The sequence below is a fragment of the Aestuariispira insulae genome, from assembly GCF_003385955.1.
Classification (GTDB): Bacteria; Pseudomonadota; Alphaproteobacteria; order UBA8366; family Aestuariispiraceae; genus Aestuariispira; species Aestuariispira insulae.
In genome coordinates this window covers 158559-178191 of the sequence record NZ_QRDW01000005.1, presented here as the reverse complement: position 1 = coordinate 178191, position 19633 = coordinate 158559, and the positions used below count along the sequence as shown (strand labels likewise).

Sequence of the window (19633 nt, the reverse complement as noted above, 5' to 3'; positions counted from 1 at the left end):
CCTAATATGCCGCTGTCAAAGTGGCGTGCACCTCGCTCAGGGCGGTAATGGCAATATCCAGATCTGCGTCATCGGTGCGCCAATTGCTGATCGCAGCCCGGATTCCCGACTGGCCATTCATCACGCCTGGCGTGCAAAAAATCCTGCCATCACGATTGATCGCGCGCAGCAAATCCGCGTTCATCCTGTCTTGATCACTGTCAGTGAACCGCCCACGGAAGGTAACCACATTCAGCTTCACCGGACAGAGCAGTTCATACGCATCAGACGCATCAATCCAGGCGCCCAGCTGAGCCGCAAAGGAACAGTTCACACGAACAATATCCTCAACCCCTTTGCGGCCATAGGCCTGCAGCGTCATCCAGGCTGGCAGCGCCCGCAGGCGCTGGGAGTTTTCCACCCCACGATGGCCATAGGTCGGCGCTTCCGCTTCGGTTTTCAAGTAAGCAGCATGAACGCCATGCGCCCGTTCCAACAGATCTATATGGCGGGTGAAGAAGATGCCGCAATCATAAGGCACATTCAGCCATTTATGACCGTCAGCGGTGATCGAGTCCGCCCGTTCCAGCCCCTTGGCCAGCGGCGCCATTTCCGGCAGGCAGCGCGCAAAAATACCGAATGCCGCATCCACATGTAGCCAGGCCCCATTGCGCTCGCATATATCGGCAATCGCCTCCAGATCGTCAAAGTCGTTCGCCGTGACCGTACCGGTGGACGCAACCACGATCTTGTTCGGATTGTCGGAGGCTGCAAGCGCTGCATCAAGCGCTTCCGGATCCATCGCCTCACTCTCACCGATCCGCCCCACCGGCACCCAGGCTTTGCGGCCGATGCCTGAGATCCCCAGCACCTTGATCAGACTGGCATGAGGGCAAGCAGAAAAAACCTGAACCGGCCCAAGGGCGGTCATACCGTCATTGGTGACATCAATACCGGCATTGCGCGCACACCATTCCCGGCCCGTCGTCAAGCCCAGAAGGTTGGCCGCCGTCGCACCGGTGGTCAGAGCGCCGTCAAAGGCCCCCTGCGGCAGATGGAACAGGTCGAGCAGCATTTTCACCGTCTGATCAATCAGGTCGGCCGCAATGGAATCACCGGGCGATGCCGGATTTTGATCTGTTGCACCGGCCAGCCAATCACCGGCCAAAGCCGCCGGGGTTGCTCCCCCGGTTACGAAGCCGAAATAACGCGGGCCAACGCTAGCGGAGAAATGGGGTAAGATCTCTTTTTGAAAGATCCCCAGGGCTGCAGCTGCGCCCGGGCCGGTTTCCGGCAACTGCCAATGATCGATCGATGGCACCTCGACCACCGCCGCTGGACGCTTGGCCGATTCATCCCAGAAATCACAGGCGATTTTTCTGGCAACATCCAAAACAGCCGGAAGGCTGGATAGGTCTGCTTTCATCTGGTCCATGGTTAAATCTCTCCTTTCAGGACGCGGCTGTAGAGTTCCAGATCCAAGTTTCCACCGGTCAGAATGACAGCTGATTTTTTATTCTTCATTTTCTCTTTTTCCTGCATCAGGGCCGCCAGCGCGATCGCGCCAGCCCCCTCCGCCAGATTGTGGGTATCTGTGAAATAGACGCGCATTGCCTCTGCGATCAGGGCTTCAGATACAGTCACCACCCGGTCCGCGCCACGATGGATCATCTCCACCGCTTCCGCCATGGGGGATCGGCATGCAACACCGTCCGCCCAGGTATCCGCTGTTTCGGTCTCAACTGGCCTACCCGCCTCAAAACTGAGTGCATAGGCCGGTGCCTTATCGCAAACCACGCCAACGACTTTGGTTTTCAGGCCCAACGCATCCCGCGCCGCGATCACACCGCATGCGCCGCTGCCCATACCGATCGGCACATAAATCGTGTCTAGGTCCGGCTGCGCCTGCAACAATTCCAACGCATAGGTGCCGACCCCGCGTACCAGCAGCGGATGAAAACTGGGCAGGCGATAAAGATCTTCCCGCCCCGCCAGTTCCGCCGCATGATCGGATGCTGCCTGGAAATCATCGCCAAATTCGATCAGCTTCCCGCCCTGGGCACGCATGGCGTTGTTTTTTTCCACACTGTTACCTTTCGGCACCACGATCGTGACCGGAATGGAATAGCGGGATGCAGCGGTCGCGATACTCTGGCCATGATTGCCGCGCGTGGCGGTGATCATGCCACCGACTTCGCTTTTATCCGCACGGTCTTTCACAAAAACCAGACCACCCCGGATTTTGAAAGCGCCCACCGGGGTGTAATTCTCATGCTTGACCCAGACCTCGCAGCCCAGACGCTCACAAAGAAGCGGCCACCGATATTGCGGCGTACCGGGGAAGAAGGAATGGACAAGCGATTGTGCCTGTTCCAGGTTGGACAATGTGATGGTTTCCATGGGGTACAATCCATTCAATGACAGAAACAACAGGCCGGTTAAAGCGAACCGGTTTGGTTGGAACCGGATGATGCAGGATCACGCCCGACAACCGAGGAAACGGGGCTATCCTGCATCATCACCATAGCAGGCAATAGAGGGCTTATTGCCGCCAGAAGGGTTTGGAGGCTTCAAATTCTGCATCCGCTGCAGAAAGCCCCAGATCTTTGAGCCGGTATTCCGGCATCCCAGCAAGATCCAGGCGCTGTCTCCAGCGGGCATGCCATTCACGGACAGTCATCAGGGCCTTTACCGCCTGGCATTTGATTTGCCCGGTAAAACCCAAATTCTCCGACCCGGAAGGCGACGATCCAAAAATGAATCCAAACCAGCCGGGTAACATCCATATTGTACGCATACAATTACTCCTTAATTACCCGAAATGAGTTGATACAATGATGACAATCATATTGTATTGACACCCTGACCGCGTCAATTTAAACATTGTCACCATGACAATTAGACAAATTTCCTGGCTGCCCGACCTCACCGGCCGGAGTGGCGCAAAATATCAAGTGATCGCGGACTGTCTGGCGGATGACATCGCCAGCGGCAGATTGGCCGTGGGCACAAGACTGCCCACCCATCGCGATCTGGCCTGGGAGCTTAAAGTCACGGTTGGCACTGTCAGCCGTGCCTATCGCGAGGCGGAAAGGCGCGGCCTGATTGCCGGCGAGGTCGGACGTGGCACCTATGTCCAGACCCCGCGCAGCAGTTCGGATAGCCGCAGCCTGCAGATCCCGTCCATGGATACCCACCTCCCCCAAGAGGAACATGACACGGACGATCCCAGCAAACCGATCAACCTCGTCTTCAACTTTCCGCCCCCGGGACTCGCAAAAAAGGTGATCCGGAAGACTCTGGTGGAGCTGGCGGACGATCCTTTGATGGGTGATTATATCGGCTATCAGCCTCATATCGGCATGGAGAGGCACCGGGCGGCAGGGACAAAATGGCTGGCCAAGCGAGGTATCAATGCCGCTCCGGACGATATCATGATCGCGCCAGGCGCCCATTGCGGCGTCCTGATCGCATTATCCTCGCTGACCAATCCGGGGGATCTAGTGATCACCGAACGGCTGAGTTATGCCAGCTTGAAATCCATCGCCCGGACCTTGGGTCTGCGCCTGGAAACGGTTGAAATGGATCATGACGGCATCGACCCGCAATCCCTGGAACAGGTCATTCGGGAAAAACGCCCGGCCGCCCTGGTCTGTGTGCCAACCTTGAGCAACCCCACCAACATCATCACCTCCGTTCCAAGGCGCCACGAGATCGCGGATGTGGTACTGCGCCACGGCCTGCCGGTGGTGGAGGATGACATTTTCGCCCTCCTATTACCGGAAGGGGAAGCGCCGCCGCCGCTCTCGACCCTGATCCCGGATCAGTCGATCTTTGTCACCAGCCTGTCCAAGACAGTTTCACCCGGCCTGCGGATCGGGTATGTGGCCGGACCGACCCGGTACAAACCTGCGATTTCATCGGCGATTCGCGCGACCAATTGGATGGCGTCGCCCCTGACGTCAGAAATTGCCAGCCGTTGGATCCTGGATGGCAATGCAGATATGATCCTGGAATCCCACAAACGGGAAGCAGCCGTTCGAAAAGACATGTTCGATGAGAGGTTTGGCCCGATCGGTGCGGAATATGCCCTGCCGACCGGCGCAATCCATGCCTGGCTTGAGGTGCCGGAGTCGGTGCGCGCGGCCGAATTCATCCGGGCGGCGGAAAAACAGGGCGTCTTGCTCTGCCCCCATGACGCCTTTTCCGTCGGGCGTGCGGAAACACCCCATGCGGTTAGGATATCACTGGGACCACCACGCCAACGCGCGACCCTGGCCAAGGCACTGGATATTCTCTTGGGAATTTACGAATCAGGCCCGGCCATCAATGATTTCGGCTATGTATGATCGGACGATAGCAGCCGTCAGCTGACGGCTTCTATCGCCCCGCAAATCTCGCTCACCACCTGCTGGACCATGGCCTGGTCATCCCCTTCCGCCATCACGCGGATCAAAGGTTCCGTACCCGATTTCCGGATCAGCACGCGGCCCTGGCCCTGCAACGTTTCTTCGCCAGCACGGATCGCTGTTTTCACATCCGAATGATCCAGCGGCAAACCTTTGCCCGCATCAAAACGGACATTCTGCAGCAACTGCGGCACCGGCTCGAACACACGGCCGACCTCGCTCATCGGGCGGCCGTCTTCCACCAGGACCGATAGGACCTGCAGCGCGGCGACAATGCCGTCGCCCGTTGTGGAATGATCACCCATGATGATATGACCCGACTGTTCGCCGCCCAGATTGCAGTTTTTGGCGCGCATGGTTTCCACCACATAGCGGTCCCCGACCGCCGTGCGCAACAGCCCTATGCCCTTTTTATCCAGATAGCGTTCCAGTCCCAGGTTGGACATCACGGTTGCTACCAACGGGCCTTTCAGATTGCCGCGCTTGGCGTAAGAACAGGCGACCAGCGCCATCAGTTGATCCCCGTCCAACACATGGCCGGTTTCGTCACAGATGATCAACCGATCCGCATCGCCATCAAGGGCGATGCCGATATCCGCACCATGGGCCACCACCTGCTCGCACAGGGCTGCGGGCGATGTTGCCCCACATTGATCATTGATATTGGTGCCGTTGGGATGAACCGCGATGGAGATCACCTCGGCCCCCAGTTCATAGAGCACTTCTGGTGCCACCTTGTAGGCAGCCCCATGGGCGCAATCCACCACCACCTTCAAACCGCTCAGGCTAATGCCCGCCGGGAAGGTTCTTTTGACAAATTCGATATAGCGGCCACGGGCATCTTCCAGACGCTGCGCGCGGCCAAGCTTTGACGGATGGGCAAGATCCGCAATCGGCTCATCCATCATGCGCTCAATCTCACTCTCGGTTTCATCCGACAGTTTATAGCCGTCCGGACCAAACAGCTTGATGCCGTTATCCTGATACGGATTATGGGAGGCGGAAATCATCACCCCCAGATCACAGCGCAGCGATTTGGTCAGCATGGCGACCGCCGGTGTCGGCAATGGGCTGACAAGGAAGACATCCATACCCATAGAGGTGAAGCCCGCGGTCAAGGCAGGTTCCAGCATGTAACCTGACAGGCGTGTATCCTTACCGATCACGACTTTATGCCGATGGGTGCCGCGCTGGAAATGACGCCCCGCGGCGAGCGCCAGCCTCAAGATTAAATCCGGCGTAATCGGAGAGATATTGGCAGTGCCTCGCACACCATCAGTACCAAAGTATTTGCGCGTCATCTTGACCGTCACCATTGTTATTTTTACCGCACTCCTTTGGTACTCCGAGTGCCTTTGGCTGGCAAGGTATGATTGCGGAACATCACCGGGATATCGGCAACCAGGGATCCCATTCAACCTCTGCCATTTCCGTGACGGCTTCCTGGCCCTCCACCTCCAGGCCCATATCCTGAAGAAGATGGGGTGACAATCGCGCCAGATATTCCAAATGGGCGTCCAGGCATCGATAGGCCCACCATATTTTCAGACATTGCACCAATCCCGGACGCCGATATTGCTTCGGTAATGGGAAAAACACAGAAAGATTGTAGACAGCCATATTTCATCTCCAGCGGTATTTCCCTATATTTAATCATTATAGCCAATGATCAAACTGAGCATTTCTCTTATTTTAACCGAAATAAACTCATGCAAAACAACACACCCCTGCCGCTGAATGCGCTCCGCGCCTTTGAGATTGCCGCCAAGCATCTAAGCTTCACCCGTGCAGCGGAAGAGCTTTCAGTGACCCAGGGCGCCATCAGCCGCCATGTAAAAGGGTTGGAGGAATATCTGCAGCTTCCGCTGTTCCACCGACATCACAAGACATTGGAACTGACGGAAGAGGGACGCTATCTGCTGCAGGGCTTAACCGGAGCCTTTGAGCAAATCCAAGAAACCGTGCGTAGCCTCGGCAATAACAGGCCGGAATTGAATATCAAGTCACCGCCCTCTCTTGCCGCACGCTGGCTGATCCCGCGGCTGCACCGCTTTGAGGAAACCCACCCAGAGGTTCTGATCAATCTAACGACGGCCTGGCATTTCTATGATCCGGACAAAGAATATTTCGATGCCGGGATCGGCTATGAACGGGCAGCCGGGCCAGAGGAATATCTCGCCGCCAGCCTGATCAAAGAATTGATTTGCGAGGAATGGATGACACCGGTTTGTGCGCCCGGCTATCTGGAAGGCAAGCCGCCCTTACAATCGCCCGGCGATTTGAACCGGCATATTTTATTGAATTGCAAAGGCAAGCGCGGCTTTGACGATTGGACCGACTGGGCCGAAAAACTGGGTGTCAGGCCCTTCAATCCCCGACAGATCCGGCAGTTTGATTTCCTGGATATCGCATTGAATGCCGCAGCGGCGGGGCAGGGAATTGCCCTTGGTGACATCCGCTTCGTCCAAAATGACATCGAAGCCGGTCGATTGATCATCCCGCTGGATGCGCCGCCCCAAAAAATCGGCAGTTATTTCATGATCCGGAAACGCCGGGCCAATGCCCATCCGGGCCTGGTCAAATTCAAAGATTGGATGCAGGAAGAAGCGCGCTCGGATCTTCCAAAATAGTTAAAAAAAGCCCGGCATAAACCGCCGGGCTTTTTACTGTCTATTGGTTGGCTATCACGCCGGATCCGGCTCAGGCCCCATCTTGACCGGCCCTTCCGTGGTCGGCACAGATGTTTTGGATCCGCCGGACGGTTTTTCACCGCCTTCGTCCGATCCTTCGCGAATTTTCTCGCCACGGATCAAGGCGTCCACTTCCGCACGGTCCAGGGTCTCATATTCCAACAAACCCTGTGCGATCGCTTCCAACTCATCCTTGTGATCGGTCAGAATGTCACGGGCGGCACGCTCGCCATATTCCACCAGTTCACGGATTTCCTCATCAATCATCTTGGCGGTCGCATCCGAGATATTCTTCTTCTGGGTCACAGAATGGCCCAGGAATACCTCTTCCTCGTTATCGGAATAACGCAGCGGCCCCAATTTATCGGAAAAGCCATATTCGGTCACCATGGCCCGTGCAATACGGGTTGCCTGCATGATGTCGTTGGAGGCACCGGTAGTGACGTTTTCCTTGCCGAAAATCATTTCTTCCGCAACCCGGCCACCGAACATGCTGGCCAGCTGGGCCTTCAATTCGGTTTCTGACTGGGAAAGCTTGTCCCGCTCCGGCAGCCACATAGTGACCCCCAACGCACGACCGCGGGGAATGATTGTTACCTTATGCAACGGCTCATGGCCCTTGGCATGCAGCATAACCACAGCATGGCCGGCTTCATGATAGGCAGTCAGCTTCTTCTCATCCTCGGTCATGACCATGGAACGGCGCTCGGCCCCCATCATCACTTTGTCCTTGGCATCCTCAAACTCCTGCATGGAGACAACGCGGCGGTTGCGGCGTGCCGCCATAAGGGCCGCCTCATTCACCAGGTTGGCCAGATCCGCACCGGAGAAACCGGGGGTGCCGCGAGCAATGACCTTAGCGTCCACATCCGGGGCCAGAGGCACTTTACGCATATGCACCTGCAGGATCTTGGTCCGGCCCAGGATATCCGGGTTCGGTACCGTCACCTGACGGTCAAAACGGCCGGGACGCAGCAATGCCGGGTCCAGAACGTCCGGACGGTTTGTGGCCGCAATCAGGATCACACCTTCATTGGCCTCGAAACCATCCATTTCGACCAGCAACTGGTTCAATGTCTGCTCACGCTCGTCATTGCCGCCGCCTAGGCCTGCGCCACGATGGCGGCCGACCGCGTCAATCTCATCGATGAAGATGATGCAGGGTGCGTTTTTCTTGCCCTGTTCGAACATATCGCGGACACGACTAGCACCGACACCCACAAACATCTCCACAAAGTCGGAACCGGAAATGGTGAAGAAAGGCACATTGGCCTCCCCCGCCACCGCACGGGCGGTGAGGGTCTTACCGGTCCCCGGAGGGCCAACCAGCAAAACACCTTTGGGGATCTTGCCACCTAAGCGCTGGAATTTCTGCGGATCACGCAAAAACTCGACAACTTCCTGCAATTCCTGTTTGGCTTCCTCGATACCGGCCACATCTTCAAATGTCACACGGCCCAGCTTTTCGCTCAGCAGCTTTGCCTTGGACTTGCCAAAGCCCATGGCCTTGCCGCCACCGCCTTGCATCTGGCGCATGAAGAAAATCCAAACCCCGATCAACAGCAGCATCGGGAACCAACCCAGCAGAATTTGCAGGAAATTATTGTCCGTTTCGATCGGTTTCGCCTCAACCGTGACACCACGGGAGGTCAGTTTCTCGATCAACCCGGCATCATCCGGCGCATAGGTGCTGAACTCGTTTCCGCCATTATAGTTACCGGTGATGCTGCGCCCCTGAATGGTCACATTTTTCACCTGGCCGCTTTCAACACTTTCCAAGAAGCTTGAATAGGGAACAGCTTGGGAGGAACCCTGCGATGGGCTTTGCTGGAACGCTTGATAGAGGAAGACCATCAGCAGGAGAATGATAGCCCACAGCGCAATATTCCGATTAAATAAATTCACTTGCTTACAACCCTTCCGTTTTCGCAAGATCCTTGTCCGCAAACCGGGGAAGGGTTTGCAGACATCCCTGAACCACCATTACATAGTGCGCATATTCAAGCTTGAAAAGGCTGTTTTGCCAAACAATTCTCCCGCGATTAAGTGAATCTCTTCGATTCCATGGTCTTGCCAGTGATCACTTTTTTGCGTTGAGAGCGGACAAACCAGCTTATCACCGCGCCAAAGGGCAGGAATTCCGCGGCGGACAAATGCTGGCAGGATTGAAAATCCTGAGATCTCCCTGCCCGAATTTTGCCATTGCCGCCACCCATCAATCCCCAGGGCACCGATGAAAAAATCTGTTTCTTTTGGCCATTTCTTTGTGGCTGAGAGCATAATGCGGAAACGACGGTCCCAGATAAAAGAACCCACCCCCTCCAATGGAACAGGCCCCGAGACGGCCGAGGGTTCACGGGCCAACCAGATACGCCCGCCGCGTACCAGCAGTTGGCATCCGGACAAAGTGCCGGCTCCGTCAGCATCGGCTTCCAATCGTTTCATCAACCGTTGCAGCCGGTCGAAACGCGGCGGATAGTCCGCACCGCCCAGCGCGGATACCAGTTTCGACAAGGATCGCAGACGGATTTCCTCCGGCGCCTCCAGGAAGGTTGCCCGCTCCAACCGAACAAACCCGTGGGGATACAGCCTGCCGGACCGGTTCAGATGCTGGCTTGTATAGAATTCAAGGGATTGCCTGGCCCGGGAAAGATGCTTCGCCGTGTCGGCAAGCCGCCTTGCATCCATTCCCTCTTCCGCCAGGGTCGGCATCAGGCGGCGCAGCCGGTTCCGCGTGAAATGATCGCTCAGATTGCTCGGATCCTGCACAAAAGCCTGACCGGCCTGTTCCAGGGTGGCGACTAGGCGCGTTTTCGGAATATCCAGCAATGGCCGCACCAGCCGGATGCCCCCGCGCATTTCAATCGGTGACATGGCGGAGAGACCGTCCACCCCGCTGCCCCGCGCCAGTCTGAGCAGGAAAGTCTCTGCCTGGTCATCCAGATGGTGCCCCAGAAACAAATCCCCCGCACCCTGTTCCCGGCACCAGGACAGCATCAGTCCATAGCGGGCCAATCGTGCCTGATTCTGCAGGTCCCGCGTGAGTTTGGGCCCCTCTCGTACCAGTATTGCCACCCTGACCCCTAGTGCCGCCAATCTCGCGCCAACCGTTTCCGCCTCTCGTGCCGATTCCTGCCGCAACCGATGATCCACCACCAGTGCAGTCAGCCGCCGTCCGTTATCCCGGCACCAGCGGGACAAGAGAAATGCCAGCGCCATACTGTCCGGACCACCGGAACAGGCAACCGCCAAAGAACAGGCGGACCCGGCCAGAGCCGGATCCGCCATGATGTGCGAAAAAGCGTTGTCATCCAGGGGAGAGCTATCCGTCACTTAACACCCCCTGCCTCAAAGCGGCAGATTATTGGCAGCCAAGGTTTTTGCGCGCCGCACGGGCACGTTCCAAAATCCGGGGCTCCGCATCCTCATGCTTAAGCAGCAGCTCCTGATAGGCCACGCAGGACGAATCTTTCTGGCCAACCTGCTCCAGGGACATGGCAAATTTCAACAAACTGTGGGTCGCCTTGCTGGCTTTCCGGTCCCTGAGATAGGCATCGCTGAAAACCGCAGCCGCATCTTCAAACTGCTGGCGGGCGTAATAGGTTTCGCCCAGCCAGTACATGGCATTACTGGCAAGCTCGTGCTCGCCGTTTTGATCCAAAAATGCGCGGAAGGCTATCTCTGCGGAAGCAAAATCATGTTTCGGCAGGAAGGAATAGGCATAGTCATATTGTTCTTTGGGTGTGCCCCCCTGCAACACCGCTCCGCCAGACTGCTGGGCCGGAGGCGCGAGAGAAGCAACCGCCCCCGGTGTGGATGCAGCAGAAGGTGCCGGAGCCGGTACTTGCGGTTGTTGCGGCTGCCGGACCACCGGCTGCTCGCCAGACGGCTTCAAATCGCCACGTTCCAATGCCGCAAGATCCTCGGAAGTAATCTGGCCAAAGCCCTGCTGGCCTGCGGCCAAGTTGCCGGTCGTGCCGCCCGGCCCCTGAGCCCCCCGGGAAGTGATGATCGTTGTGCCACTGTCCGTGGCTTGTGCAGAGGCTGACTGTTGGGAGGACTGAAAGCTGCTACCCTGGCCCATGGAACTCGACATTTGTCCGGTGCCACCTTGCTCCAGCGCACGCAGACGGAAATCCACATCGGATACCAGCTTATCAAGGCGGGTTTCGATCCGGCGCATCTTGATATCAAGATCCTCAATCTTGCCATTGAGATCCCGGCGCTGTTCTTCCAGCAATTGGATCTGCGCCTGCAACTGAGCGGTGACCTGGCGGTCATCCACCAATCCTTCAGCCGCATTGGCCGGCGGAGGCGCGCCTTTATAGACAACTTTTTGAAGATCCGCGATTTCCTGGCGCAAAGAATTCACCTGCTGCTGCAGCTGATTGACAGAGCTTTGCGCCTGTGCCGGTTGCTCCAAACCAATAACCAGCAGTCCCGCCAGTATCAATGCCGCAGGAACCGCCACCAGGGATCTGTGATTGCCGGAACTGAAAGGAAAAGAAAACCGCATGATCATATTCACTACCGCTTTACCTGAAAAAATCGATTTCGGACGCTGGAATCGCCATTTTCATCCTAGTCCGCCTTTACGACAAGAATAAGGCAGGTTGCTTTCGCAACCTGCCTCACATCTTTCGTCACCTGTCGCAGGTCGCCTTAGCTGGCGGCACCGCTGACAATGCGGGTCACACCGCGACGGTTCTGAGCCCAGGCTTCGTCGTTGGAACCTTCAACGGCCGGACGCTCTTTACCGTAGGAAATGGTGGTGATCCGGTTTTCGGAAACACCCAGGCTGATCAGGTATTCGCGTACGGAATTCGCACGACGCTCACCCAAAGCCAGGTTGTATTCACGGGTACCGCGTTCATCGCAGTGACCTTCGACCTGGATCGTAACCTGCGGATATTTGATCAGCCAGGCAGCCTGTTTGGCAAGCGTGCTCTGAGCGTCACTGTTCAGGTTGGATTTGTCGAAACCGAAGAACACACGGTCGCCGACAGTAATGAAATCTTCCTCGGATCCCATAACCGGACCAGCAACGCCGCCGGAAACATTGTTGTTTTCCGCACCTGCGTTGGTGGTGTCACCGCCGCCAGTGCCGGAAGCACCGCTGGTGTTATCGGGATCGGTAGAGCAAGCGGCGACGAGAACCAACGCTGCAAGCAAACTGAGAATCTTAAAGCGCATTGAGCTTCCCCTGATTCTTAAGCGAAAAGCCGCCGCTTACGACGGCACTAGTTAAACCCCTTCCGCACATTCTTGGTGGTAAGCCCCCTATCGAATGTGCATCTGCACAATAATAAACACGTGCAGAGTCAATATTCAAGCTGTTATGACAGTTATTCAACCTTTATTTCATTCATTTTTCACACTTTTTTACTCGAATACTGGACAACTGAACCCTGGATCAGGGATTCAGCGGCGACCATGCCGGGTCCGAAGCATCACCCGGCGTCACCATCTCACGCAGGTTGTGTCCGGTCAGGTCCACTGAATATAGACGTGTGCGGCCTTTTTCGCCCGGTTCCTGGCGGAAGAACATCAAAACGCGCCCGTTGGGGGACCATGTGGGACCCTCATCCAGGAAGCTGTCGCTCAAGATACGCTCACCGGAGCCATCCGGCCGCATCACCCCGATAAAGAAGCGCCCGCCCAATTGTTTGGTAAAGGCGATCAAGTCGCCGCGCGGTGACCAGACAGGTGTATTATAGCTGCCCTCACGCTGGCTGATCCGGTGGTCATCCGTACCATCGGCATTGATCACGTAAAGCTGATTCTGGCGGCCACGGTCGGAACTGTAGACCACCCGCTTGCCATCAGGAGCGAAGGACGGGGAAATTTCGATATCCGGCCCCTTGGTCAACTGACGCGGGGTCTTGGTCCGCAGATCCATGATATAGATATCGGTATTGCCCTTTTCAGAGTGGCTCATGATCACCGAATCACCGTCCGGTGAAAAACGCGGCGCCAGGGTCATGCCCGGGAAAGTGCCCAGCAGTTGCTGGCGGCCGGTCTGGATATTGAAGATATAGACCCGCGGCTTGTCATTGAAATAGCTCATATAGGTGATTTCATGACGTTTCGGCGAGAAACGCGGGGTCAGCACCAGGGTGCGGCCATCGGTCAGGAATTCATGATTGGCACCATCCTGATCCATGATGGCCAGACGCTTGACCCGCTTTTTCTTCGGGCCGCTTTCAGCAACATAAACAATGCGCGAATCGAAATAGCCAGTTTCCCCGGTCAGCCGCTGATAGATCAGATCGGCAATCATATGGGAAACCCGACGCCAATTTTGCGGCTGGGTGGTGAAGGCCTGACGAATCAGGCTTTTTTCCGAAAACACATCCCAGACAAAAAACTCCACGCGAAGCTGGCCATCATCCCGAATGGTGGTCGACCCGGCTACCAAGACCTGGGCATTGAGCACCCGCCATTCGGAAAAACGCGGCTTTACCTTCAAGGAAGCGATGGTCTGGATGAAGGCCGACTTGTCGATCGGCCGGAACAGGCCGGATCTTTCCAGATCACTGGAAATCACCGCCGCCAGTTTTTCACCATAATCGGCGGCCACCACATCGGCGGAAAAGAAATCCGTGATCGCAATTGGCAGCGGTTCGGCATTGCCCCTGGTGATATCAATATTCACCTCGGCCCGTGCCGCCCCTGCCAGAGACAGGGCGGTAAGAGCAAAGATCGCCAGGCGAAGCATGCCACGAAACGTTCCAACTACAGTCATCATCAGCTAAACCACATTCCTGTTTTCACCGCCCCACCCTGGAGAGGCAGCCTGTAAATTTCTTGTTCCTGCCGGGACAAGGTCTACCCCGGACAAAGAGACGTCTCTCAATTTCATAGCGGGCTTCGCGACAACACGCAATCGTGCCATGAAAATGTCAAATTTGTCGTCGCACGCTTGAGCTGTCTCGCGGCATCACCCAAGCATCTCTTTTGGATCGAACGTGAAATTGATGATCTGCCAGACATCATATTTGCCCTGTGGCAGTTTCAGCGGACTGCATTTAAAGACGGCCCGGCGCGCACTTTCGGCCGCGGTGCGCCAAAACGGGCTGCCGTTATTAGAACTATTATCGATCTCAACCGAACGCACCGTCATGTCCGGGTTCATCAAGACCCGCAACCGAACCAGGAGATCCTCCGCATTGACGGCCCCGGCCGGCATGCTCCAGCAGCCGGCAATCTGCCGCTTGACCGCATCCATCTCGTTATTGGACAGCTTCGCACCCGGCGACAAGAAGGCGGATTTCTTCTGTTCAGTCGCGGTCGGTTTCTTCAAATCAAGCTTTTTCGTCATCTCGGCAAAGGCGTCGACTTCCTTTTCCGGTTTCTTTTCCGGCTGCTTGACCTGCGGTGTGATTTCATCACGCTTTTTCGCATAATCCTTCAGCAGGCTTTCGGCCTCATCCTTGCGCGGCGGTTCCTTTGGTTTTTTCTTCGGGCGCGGCGCCTTAACCACAGGCGTCGGTTTCGTGACCGTTTTCGGTTCCGGCTTGGGCTTTTCCACCTCTTTCTTTTCCGGTTTTGGCTTCGTTTTTTCCGGGATCACCTCCGCCTCCGGCTCGGGCGTGCGCTCTACCTTTGGCTCCGGCTTAGGCTCGGGCTGCGGTTCCGGTTTTGGTGCCGGCGGGGTCGGCTTCGGTTTTGGCGGCGGCGGCGTTTCCACCTTGGGCGGCTCCGGGTCCGGCTCATCTTTAACCGCCGTTTCGGGATCTTCATCTATTTCCGCCACCAACTGCATCTCATAGGCGGGCGGCTCCACATCCAGCGGCTCAAAAAACTGCGGCAGGCCAAAATAGGCCACCAACAGCAGCGCAATATGCAAAAGCGCGGATATGACAAGCGTGATACGCATAGCTGGTCCCTGACCGTCCGGTTACTTCTGGCCTGGCAGTTTTGCCAGCAGGGCCACCTTCTTGAACCCTGCCGATGTCATCAGCCCCATCACCTGCATAATCTCTCCATATGGCAATTCTTTGTCACCGCGCACAAAAATGCGGATTTCAGGATTATTGCCGGTGATAGCTTGCAAACGGGGCACCAGTTGTTCCAGACCGATTTCGGTCTCCTGAAGATAGATCCGACCGTCCTTATCAATGGACAGAACCAGCGGCTCATCCGTGTCTGTCAGCTGTGCGGCCTTGGTCTTGGGCAGGTCCAGCGGCACGCCGACCGTCATCAAAGGTGCTGTCACCATGAAGACAATCAACAGCACCAGCATGACATCAACAAACGGCGTCACGTTGATTTCCGACATGGCGCGATAGCGGCGCGAACCGCTGCCGCCATTGCCGTTTCGTCCCATCAATTGCCCGGCCATGGATCAATCCTCCTCGTCGAGCTGACGGGAGATAATGGCACTGAATTCGTTGGCAAAGGCTTCCAATCGGCCGGCATAACGCCCAAGATCGGTGGAGATTTTGTTATAGGCGATGGTCGCCGGGATCGCCGCCAGCAGGCCCAGCGCGGTCGCAAACAATGCTTCGGCAATGCCGGGCGCCACAACGGCCAGGCTGGTCTGTTTACTGGCCGCGATGCTGGTGAAGGAATTCATGATCCCCCACACCGTGCCAAGCAATCCGATGAAAGGCGCGGAAGAGCCAACGGACGCCAGGAAAGAGAGATATTTCTCCATCTTTTCCATCTCGCGGCTGACCGTCACATGCATCACCCGCTCGATCCGTTCTTGTAGGTTGGCACCATGCTTATTGCCAAGCCCGCGCGAGGCGGCACGACGCCATTCACGCATGGCAGCGGCAAAAACCGATGACATGGGATCGGCTGGATATTGCCCGACCCGGTCATAAAGATCGTCCAGTGCGCCCCCGGACCAAAAAGCATCTTCAAACTTGGCCGCCATCCGCTGCATCTTCCGGACACGGGTGACTTTTTCAAAAATGATCGCCCAGCACCAGATCGACGCGCCGATCAGGATGAACATCACCGTCTTGACCACCCAGTCTGCCTGAACAAAGAGATGCCAGATCGACAATTCTGCCGCATCCATCATGCCCTGGGCCGCGTCCAAATCCACAACAGTTGATTCCATGGTCTTTTTCTAACCCTCGTCCAATGTTCAGGCCGCCTCAGCGCCCTCGAATTCCTTCAATGCCGCCATGACCTCCGCCGGAAATCTGGCGGGCCGCATGGTTTCCATATTCACACAGGCCAGTGTAATATTGATGCCTACCAGCAACTGGCCGTCCCGGGTAATATCCTGGCGCAATGCCATACTGGCCCCTTTGAGTCCGGTCATCATCGTTTCCACCTGGATCAGATCATCCAGCACTGCGGGGGCCCGGAAATCCATGTCACAGCGCCGCACCACAAAAACATGATTAAGCTCGCGCACCATGCGGGCATGATCGTAAGAGCCCAGACGCATCATTTCGGTCCGCGCACGCTCCGCATAATTCAGGTAGTTGGCGTGATAAACCACGCCACCGGCATCGGTATCTTCGAAATAGACCCGGACGGGCAGCACATGCGGCGGGCGGTGATCAGTCATCCAGCTTCTCCGCCTTGCTCAAGAGATCCATCTGGGCGGCGATTTCCGCCGGCGGCTGCAGGCCGATATAATTCCAGCCCTGCGGGGTCAGCATGCGGCCCCTGGGCGTCCGGTGCACCATGCCCTGCTGAATCAGGAAGGGTTCGACCACTTCTTCCAGCACGTCGCGCTCATTGGCCAGCGCCGCCGCCAGGGTTTCAACCCCAACCGGCCCGCCACCATAATGTTCCGCCATACAGTTCAGATATTTGCGGTCCATCTTATCCAGGCCCCTGGCATCCACATCCAGGCGCAACAAGGCAGCATCGGCCAGTTTGGCATCAACCATTTCCGCATCACCCACAATGGCGAAATCCCGGACCCGGCGCAGCAGGCGGTTGGCAACACGCGGCGTGCCGCGGGATCGCCTGGCCACTTCGCGCGCGCCATCCTCGGACATCTCAAGACCCAGAATGCCGGCACCGCGGCTGACGATGAAAGTCAGCTCATCTTCAGTATAGAAATTCATATGGAGCGGAATGCCGAACCGTTCCCGCAGCGGGGTGGTGATCAGGCCCGCCCTGGTGGTTGCGCCCACCAGGGTAAAGGGCGGCAGATCGATCCGCACCGAGCGCGCGGCCGGCCCTTCGCCAATGATCAGGTCCAACTGAAAATCTTCCATAGCGGGATAGAGAATTTCCTCCACAGCCGGATTAAGCCGGTGGATCTCATCAATGAAGAGAACATCGCGCGGCTGCAAATTCGTCAGCAATGCTGCCAGGTCCCCCGCTTTGGCAATCACCGGGCCGGAGGTCGCACGAAAACTGACACCCAGCTCACGCGCGACAATCTGGGCCAAGGTTGTCTTGCCCAGGCCCGGCGGACCGTAAAACAGGGTATGATCCATCGCATCGCCGCGCTTGCGGGCAGCCTGGATAAAAATCGACAGGTTTTCCCGGACATCCTTCTGACCGGTGAAATCGTCCAGCGACACCGGACGGATGCCGCTATCGGCATTATCCTCGGGACGGCCGATGGTATCGACAATGCGGTCTGGGGCGGTGTCTGGAAAATCGGTCACTGGCTCAGCTCCTGCAAGCCAGCGCGGATCAGCCCCGCCACGTCAGAAGGTGCATCCTCGCGACCCGCGACACGGGCCACTGCAGAAAAAGCATCGGACCGGCCATAACCGAGATTGACCAGGGCGGACACCGCGTCATCGGTCGCACTGTCAGCACGCGGGGCCGCCTTGCCCGCATTCTGGGTTTCGGAAGCGATCGCAGCACCGCCAAGCGAGAAACCGCCAACCTTATCCTTCAATTCCGTCACAATGCGCTGCGCCAGCTTCGGCCCGACCCCGTTGGCCCTGGTGATCGGCGTTTTGTCTCCGGATGCAATCGCCTGGATCAATTGATCCGGTTCCAGCACCGAGAGGATCGCCAGACAGACCTTCGCGCCAACGCCCTGCACCGTGGTCAACAGCCGGAACCAGTCACGCTCCGCAATATCGGCAAAGCCAAAAAGATGAATATGATCTTCGCGAACATGGGTCTCGATCTCAAGGCGCACGGCCTCGCCCTGCCCCGGCAGGCGACCAAGCGACCGCCTGGAACAAAATACCAGATAGCCAACCCCGTTCACGTCAATGATGGCCCAATCGTCGCCGATACCGTCCACCAATCCTTTGAGTCTGGCGATCACGCGTTACACCCCTTTTGCATTGATAGCGGCCGTGCTGGCCGGGTTCCAACGGCGATTAACCGCCGCCTGATGGCCGTGACAAATCGCCACCGCCAGTGCATCCGCCGCGTCTTCTGACGGCGGGTTGCAACCGGGCAAAAGCGTGCGCACCATCATGCCGATCTGATCTTTGGTGGCAGAGCCGGTTCCCACCACCGCTTGTTTGACCGATTTGGCCGAATATTCAGCCACCGGAATACCGTAAATGGCGGGTGAGACCAGAACTACACCGCGGGCATGGCCCAGCTTCAACGTGGTGCCCGGATTCTTGTTCAGGAAGGTTTCCTCCACCGCCGCTTCATCAGGGCGGTGTGCTTCCAAGACCTGCATCAACCCGTCATGCAGGCATTTCAGCCGATCGGCCAGATCCAGATTTGTGGGCGGGCTCACCGTCCCGCAGGCCACGAATGAAAGGCGGTTTCCGTCGGTATCGACAACCCCCCAACCTGTGTGGCGCAAACCTGGATCAAAGCCAATCAACCTCATAGGCAAATCCCCGCCGGATCAACCGGCGAGTTTCTCCATCACCTCATCGGCGATGTCAAAGTTAGCGGTGACATTCTGGACGTCATCATTGTCATCCAGCGCATCAAGGAATTTCAGCAGGCCTTCAGCCTTGCCTTCATCTTCCACCGGCACCGTATTCTGCGGCTTCCAGGCCAGTTTGCAGGATTTCGCCTCACCCAGAGCCCCTTCCAGAACGGCTGCAACCGCATGCAGGTCATCCGCAGAACAGATAATTTCATGCCCCTCATCAGAACTGGCCACATCCTCAGCGCCCGCTTCCAGAGCCGCTTCAAAAATTGCTTCCGCTTCGCCCGCTTCGGCCGGGTAGACGATCTCGCCCACACGGTCGAACATGAAAGCAACCGATCCGGTCTCGCCCATGGAACCGCCCGCCTTGGAGAAAATCGCACGGATATCCGCCGCCGACCGGTTACGGTTGTCGGTCAGCACATCAACGATAACCGCAATGCCGCCCGGACCGTAACCCTCGTAACGGATTTCCTCCAGCAGGTCGGCTTCGCCACCGCCGGCACCCTTTTTAATCGCGCGTTCGATATTGTCTTTGGGCATGGAGTTGGATCGTGCGGTATTCACCGCCAGACGCAGCCTTGCGTTGGATTCCACATCCGGACCGCCCATTTTGGCGGCAACCATGATTTCCTTGCCCAGTTTAGCAAAGAGGCTCGCGCGTTTTTTATCCTGCGCACCCTTACGGTGCATGATGTTCTTAAACTTGGAATGGCCTGCCATGAGATCGACCTTCTTATAAATTCACGTAACTCAATAATTTCAGTTTA

General features: G+C 57.0%; 20 protein-coding genes. 2 read left to right on the top strand and 18 right to left on the bottom strand.

All coding sequences use genetic code 11. The annotated features are described in order from the left end of the window. Window position 1: 1 nt before the first annotated feature. The 3 genes from DFP90_RS13635 to DFP90_RS22905 all read right to left on the bottom strand — a co-directional run bounded on the left by DFP90_RS13635 (window position 2) and on the right by DFP90_RS22905 (window position 2659). Entirely contained in the window at window positions 2–1414 is a 1413-nt protein-coding gene (locus DFP90_RS13635; RefSeq protein WP_115937048.1) for a pyridoxal phosphate-dependent decarboxylase family protein, read from the bottom strand. Window positions 1415–1416: 2 nt separating this feature from the next. Continuing rightward, window positions 1417–2379, bottom strand: a complete 963-nt coding sequence (locus DFP90_RS13630; protein ID WP_115937047.1) for a threonine dehydratase — start codon at window positions 2377–2379, stop codon at window positions 1417–1419. Window positions 2380–2521: 142 nt separating this feature from the next. Then, a complete protein-coding gene (locus DFP90_RS22905; protein ID WP_181905351.1) occupies window positions 2522–2659 on the bottom strand; it encodes a DUF1127 domain-containing protein in 138 nt (45 codons plus the stop codon). 211 nt (window positions 2660–2870) lie between these two features. On the opposite strand from DFP90_RS22905, the gene DFP90_RS13620 reads away from it, so the two are divergent. After that, window positions 2871–4328 (top strand): aminotransferase-like domain-containing protein, encoded by a 1458-nt coding sequence (locus tag DFP90_RS13620; RefSeq protein ID WP_115937045.1) that lies wholly within the window; start codon window positions 2871–2873, stop codon window positions 4326–4328. Window positions 4329–4345: 17 nt separating this feature from the next. Here DFP90_RS13620 and glmM read toward each other — a convergent pair whose 3' ends face one another. Next, complete coding sequence (glmM, locus tag DFP90_RS13615; protein ID WP_115937219.1) at window positions 4346–5689, bottom strand: phosphoglucosamine mutase; 1344 nt, start codon at window positions 5687–5689, stop codon at window positions 4346–4348. An 82-nt stretch (window positions 5690–5771) separates the two neighbouring features. Beyond that, window positions 5772–6008 (bottom strand): hypothetical protein, encoded by a 237-nt coding sequence (locus DFP90_RS22685; RefSeq protein WP_147301010.1) that lies wholly within the window; start codon window positions 6006–6008, stop codon window positions 5772–5774. An 89-nt stretch (window positions 6009–6097) separates the two neighbouring features. On the opposite strand from DFP90_RS22685, the gene DFP90_RS13610 reads away from it, so the two are divergent. Then, complete coding sequence (locus tag DFP90_RS13610) at window positions 6098–7018, top strand: LysR substrate-binding domain-containing protein (RefSeq protein ID WP_181905350.1); 921 nt, start codon at window positions 6098–6100, stop codon at window positions 7016–7018. 54 nt (window positions 7019–7072) lie between these two features. Here the strand turns inward: DFP90_RS13610 and ftsH are convergent, their stop codons facing one another. The 13 genes from ftsH to DFP90_RS13540 all read right to left on the bottom strand — a co-directional run bounded on the left by ftsH (window position 7073) and on the right by DFP90_RS13540 (window position 19586). Beyond that, entirely contained in the window at window positions 7073–8983 is a 1911-nt protein-coding gene (ftsH, locus tag DFP90_RS13605; RefSeq protein ID WP_115937043.1) for an ATP-dependent zinc metalloprotease FtsH, read from the bottom strand. A gap of 78 nt (window positions 8984–9061) precedes the next feature. Continuing rightward, complete coding sequence (gene tilS, locus DFP90_RS13600) at window positions 9062–10411, bottom strand: tRNA lysidine(34) synthetase TilS (protein ID WP_115937042.1); 1350 nt, start codon at window positions 10409–10411, stop codon at window positions 9062–9064. 28 nt (window positions 10412–10439) lie between these two features. Beyond that, window positions 10440–11594: a YbgF trimerization domain-containing protein gene (locus DFP90_RS13595; RefSeq protein WP_181905349.1), complete on the bottom strand. Its 1155-nt coding sequence runs from the start codon at window positions 11592–11594 to the stop codon at window positions 10440–10442. Window positions 11595–11740: 146 nt separating this feature from the next. Continuing rightward, a complete protein-coding gene (gene pal, locus DFP90_RS13590) occupies window positions 11741–12271 on the bottom strand; it encodes a peptidoglycan-associated lipoprotein Pal (protein WP_115937040.1) in 531 nt (176 codons plus the stop codon). Window positions 12272–12491: 220 nt separating this feature from the next. Continuing rightward, on the bottom strand, window positions 12492–13823 hold the full coding sequence (gene tolB / locus DFP90_RS13585) for a Tol-Pal system beta propeller repeat protein TolB (RefSeq protein WP_115937218.1): 1332 nt from the start codon (window positions 13821–13823) through the stop codon (window positions 12492–12494). Between the two features lie 195 nt (window positions 13824–14018). Further along, on the bottom strand, window positions 14019–14957 hold the full coding sequence (locus DFP90_RS22900; RefSeq protein ID WP_181905348.1) for an energy transducer TonB family protein: 939 nt from the start codon (window positions 14955–14957) through the stop codon (window positions 14019–14021). Between the two features lie 21 nt (window positions 14958–14978). Continuing rightward, a complete protein-coding gene (gene tolR / locus DFP90_RS13570) occupies window positions 14979–15422 on the bottom strand; it encodes a protein TolR (RefSeq protein WP_115937038.1) in 444 nt (147 codons plus the stop codon). A 3-nt stretch (window positions 15423–15425) separates the two neighbouring features. Beyond that, window positions 15426–16151 (bottom strand): protein TolQ, encoded by a 726-nt coding sequence (gene tolQ, locus DFP90_RS13565; RefSeq protein ID WP_115937037.1) that lies wholly within the window; start codon window positions 16149–16151, stop codon window positions 15426–15428. A gap of 27 nt (window positions 16152–16178) precedes the next feature. Next, entirely contained in the window at window positions 16179–16610 is a 432-nt protein-coding gene (gene ybgC, locus DFP90_RS13560; RefSeq protein ID WP_115937036.1) for a tol-pal system-associated acyl-CoA thioesterase, read from the bottom strand. Beyond that, on the bottom strand, window positions 16603–17637 hold the full coding sequence (ruvB, locus tag DFP90_RS13555; protein ID WP_115937217.1) for a Holliday junction branch migration DNA helicase RuvB: 1035 nt from the start codon (window positions 17635–17637) through the stop codon (window positions 16603–16605). Before ruvB ends, ybgC begins: the two co-directional genes overlap by 8 nt. Before the next feature lie 29 nt (window positions 17638–17666). Then, on the bottom strand, window positions 17667–18290 hold the full coding sequence (ruvA, locus tag DFP90_RS13550) for a Holliday junction branch migration protein RuvA (protein ID WP_115937035.1): 624 nt from the start codon (window positions 18288–18290) through the stop codon (window positions 17667–17669). A gap of 3 nt (window positions 18291–18293) precedes the next feature. Further along, window positions 18294–18815, bottom strand: coding sequence for a crossover junction endodeoxyribonuclease RuvC (ruvC, locus tag DFP90_RS13545; protein WP_115937034.1), 522 nt, complete (start codon window positions 18813–18815; stop codon window positions 18294–18296). A gap of 18 nt (window positions 18816–18833) precedes the next feature. Beyond that, entirely contained in the window at window positions 18834–19586 is a 753-nt protein-coding gene (locus DFP90_RS13540) for a YebC/PmpR family DNA-binding transcriptional regulator (protein WP_115937033.1), read from the bottom strand. Between the last annotated feature and the right edge of the window lie 47 nt (window positions 19587–19633).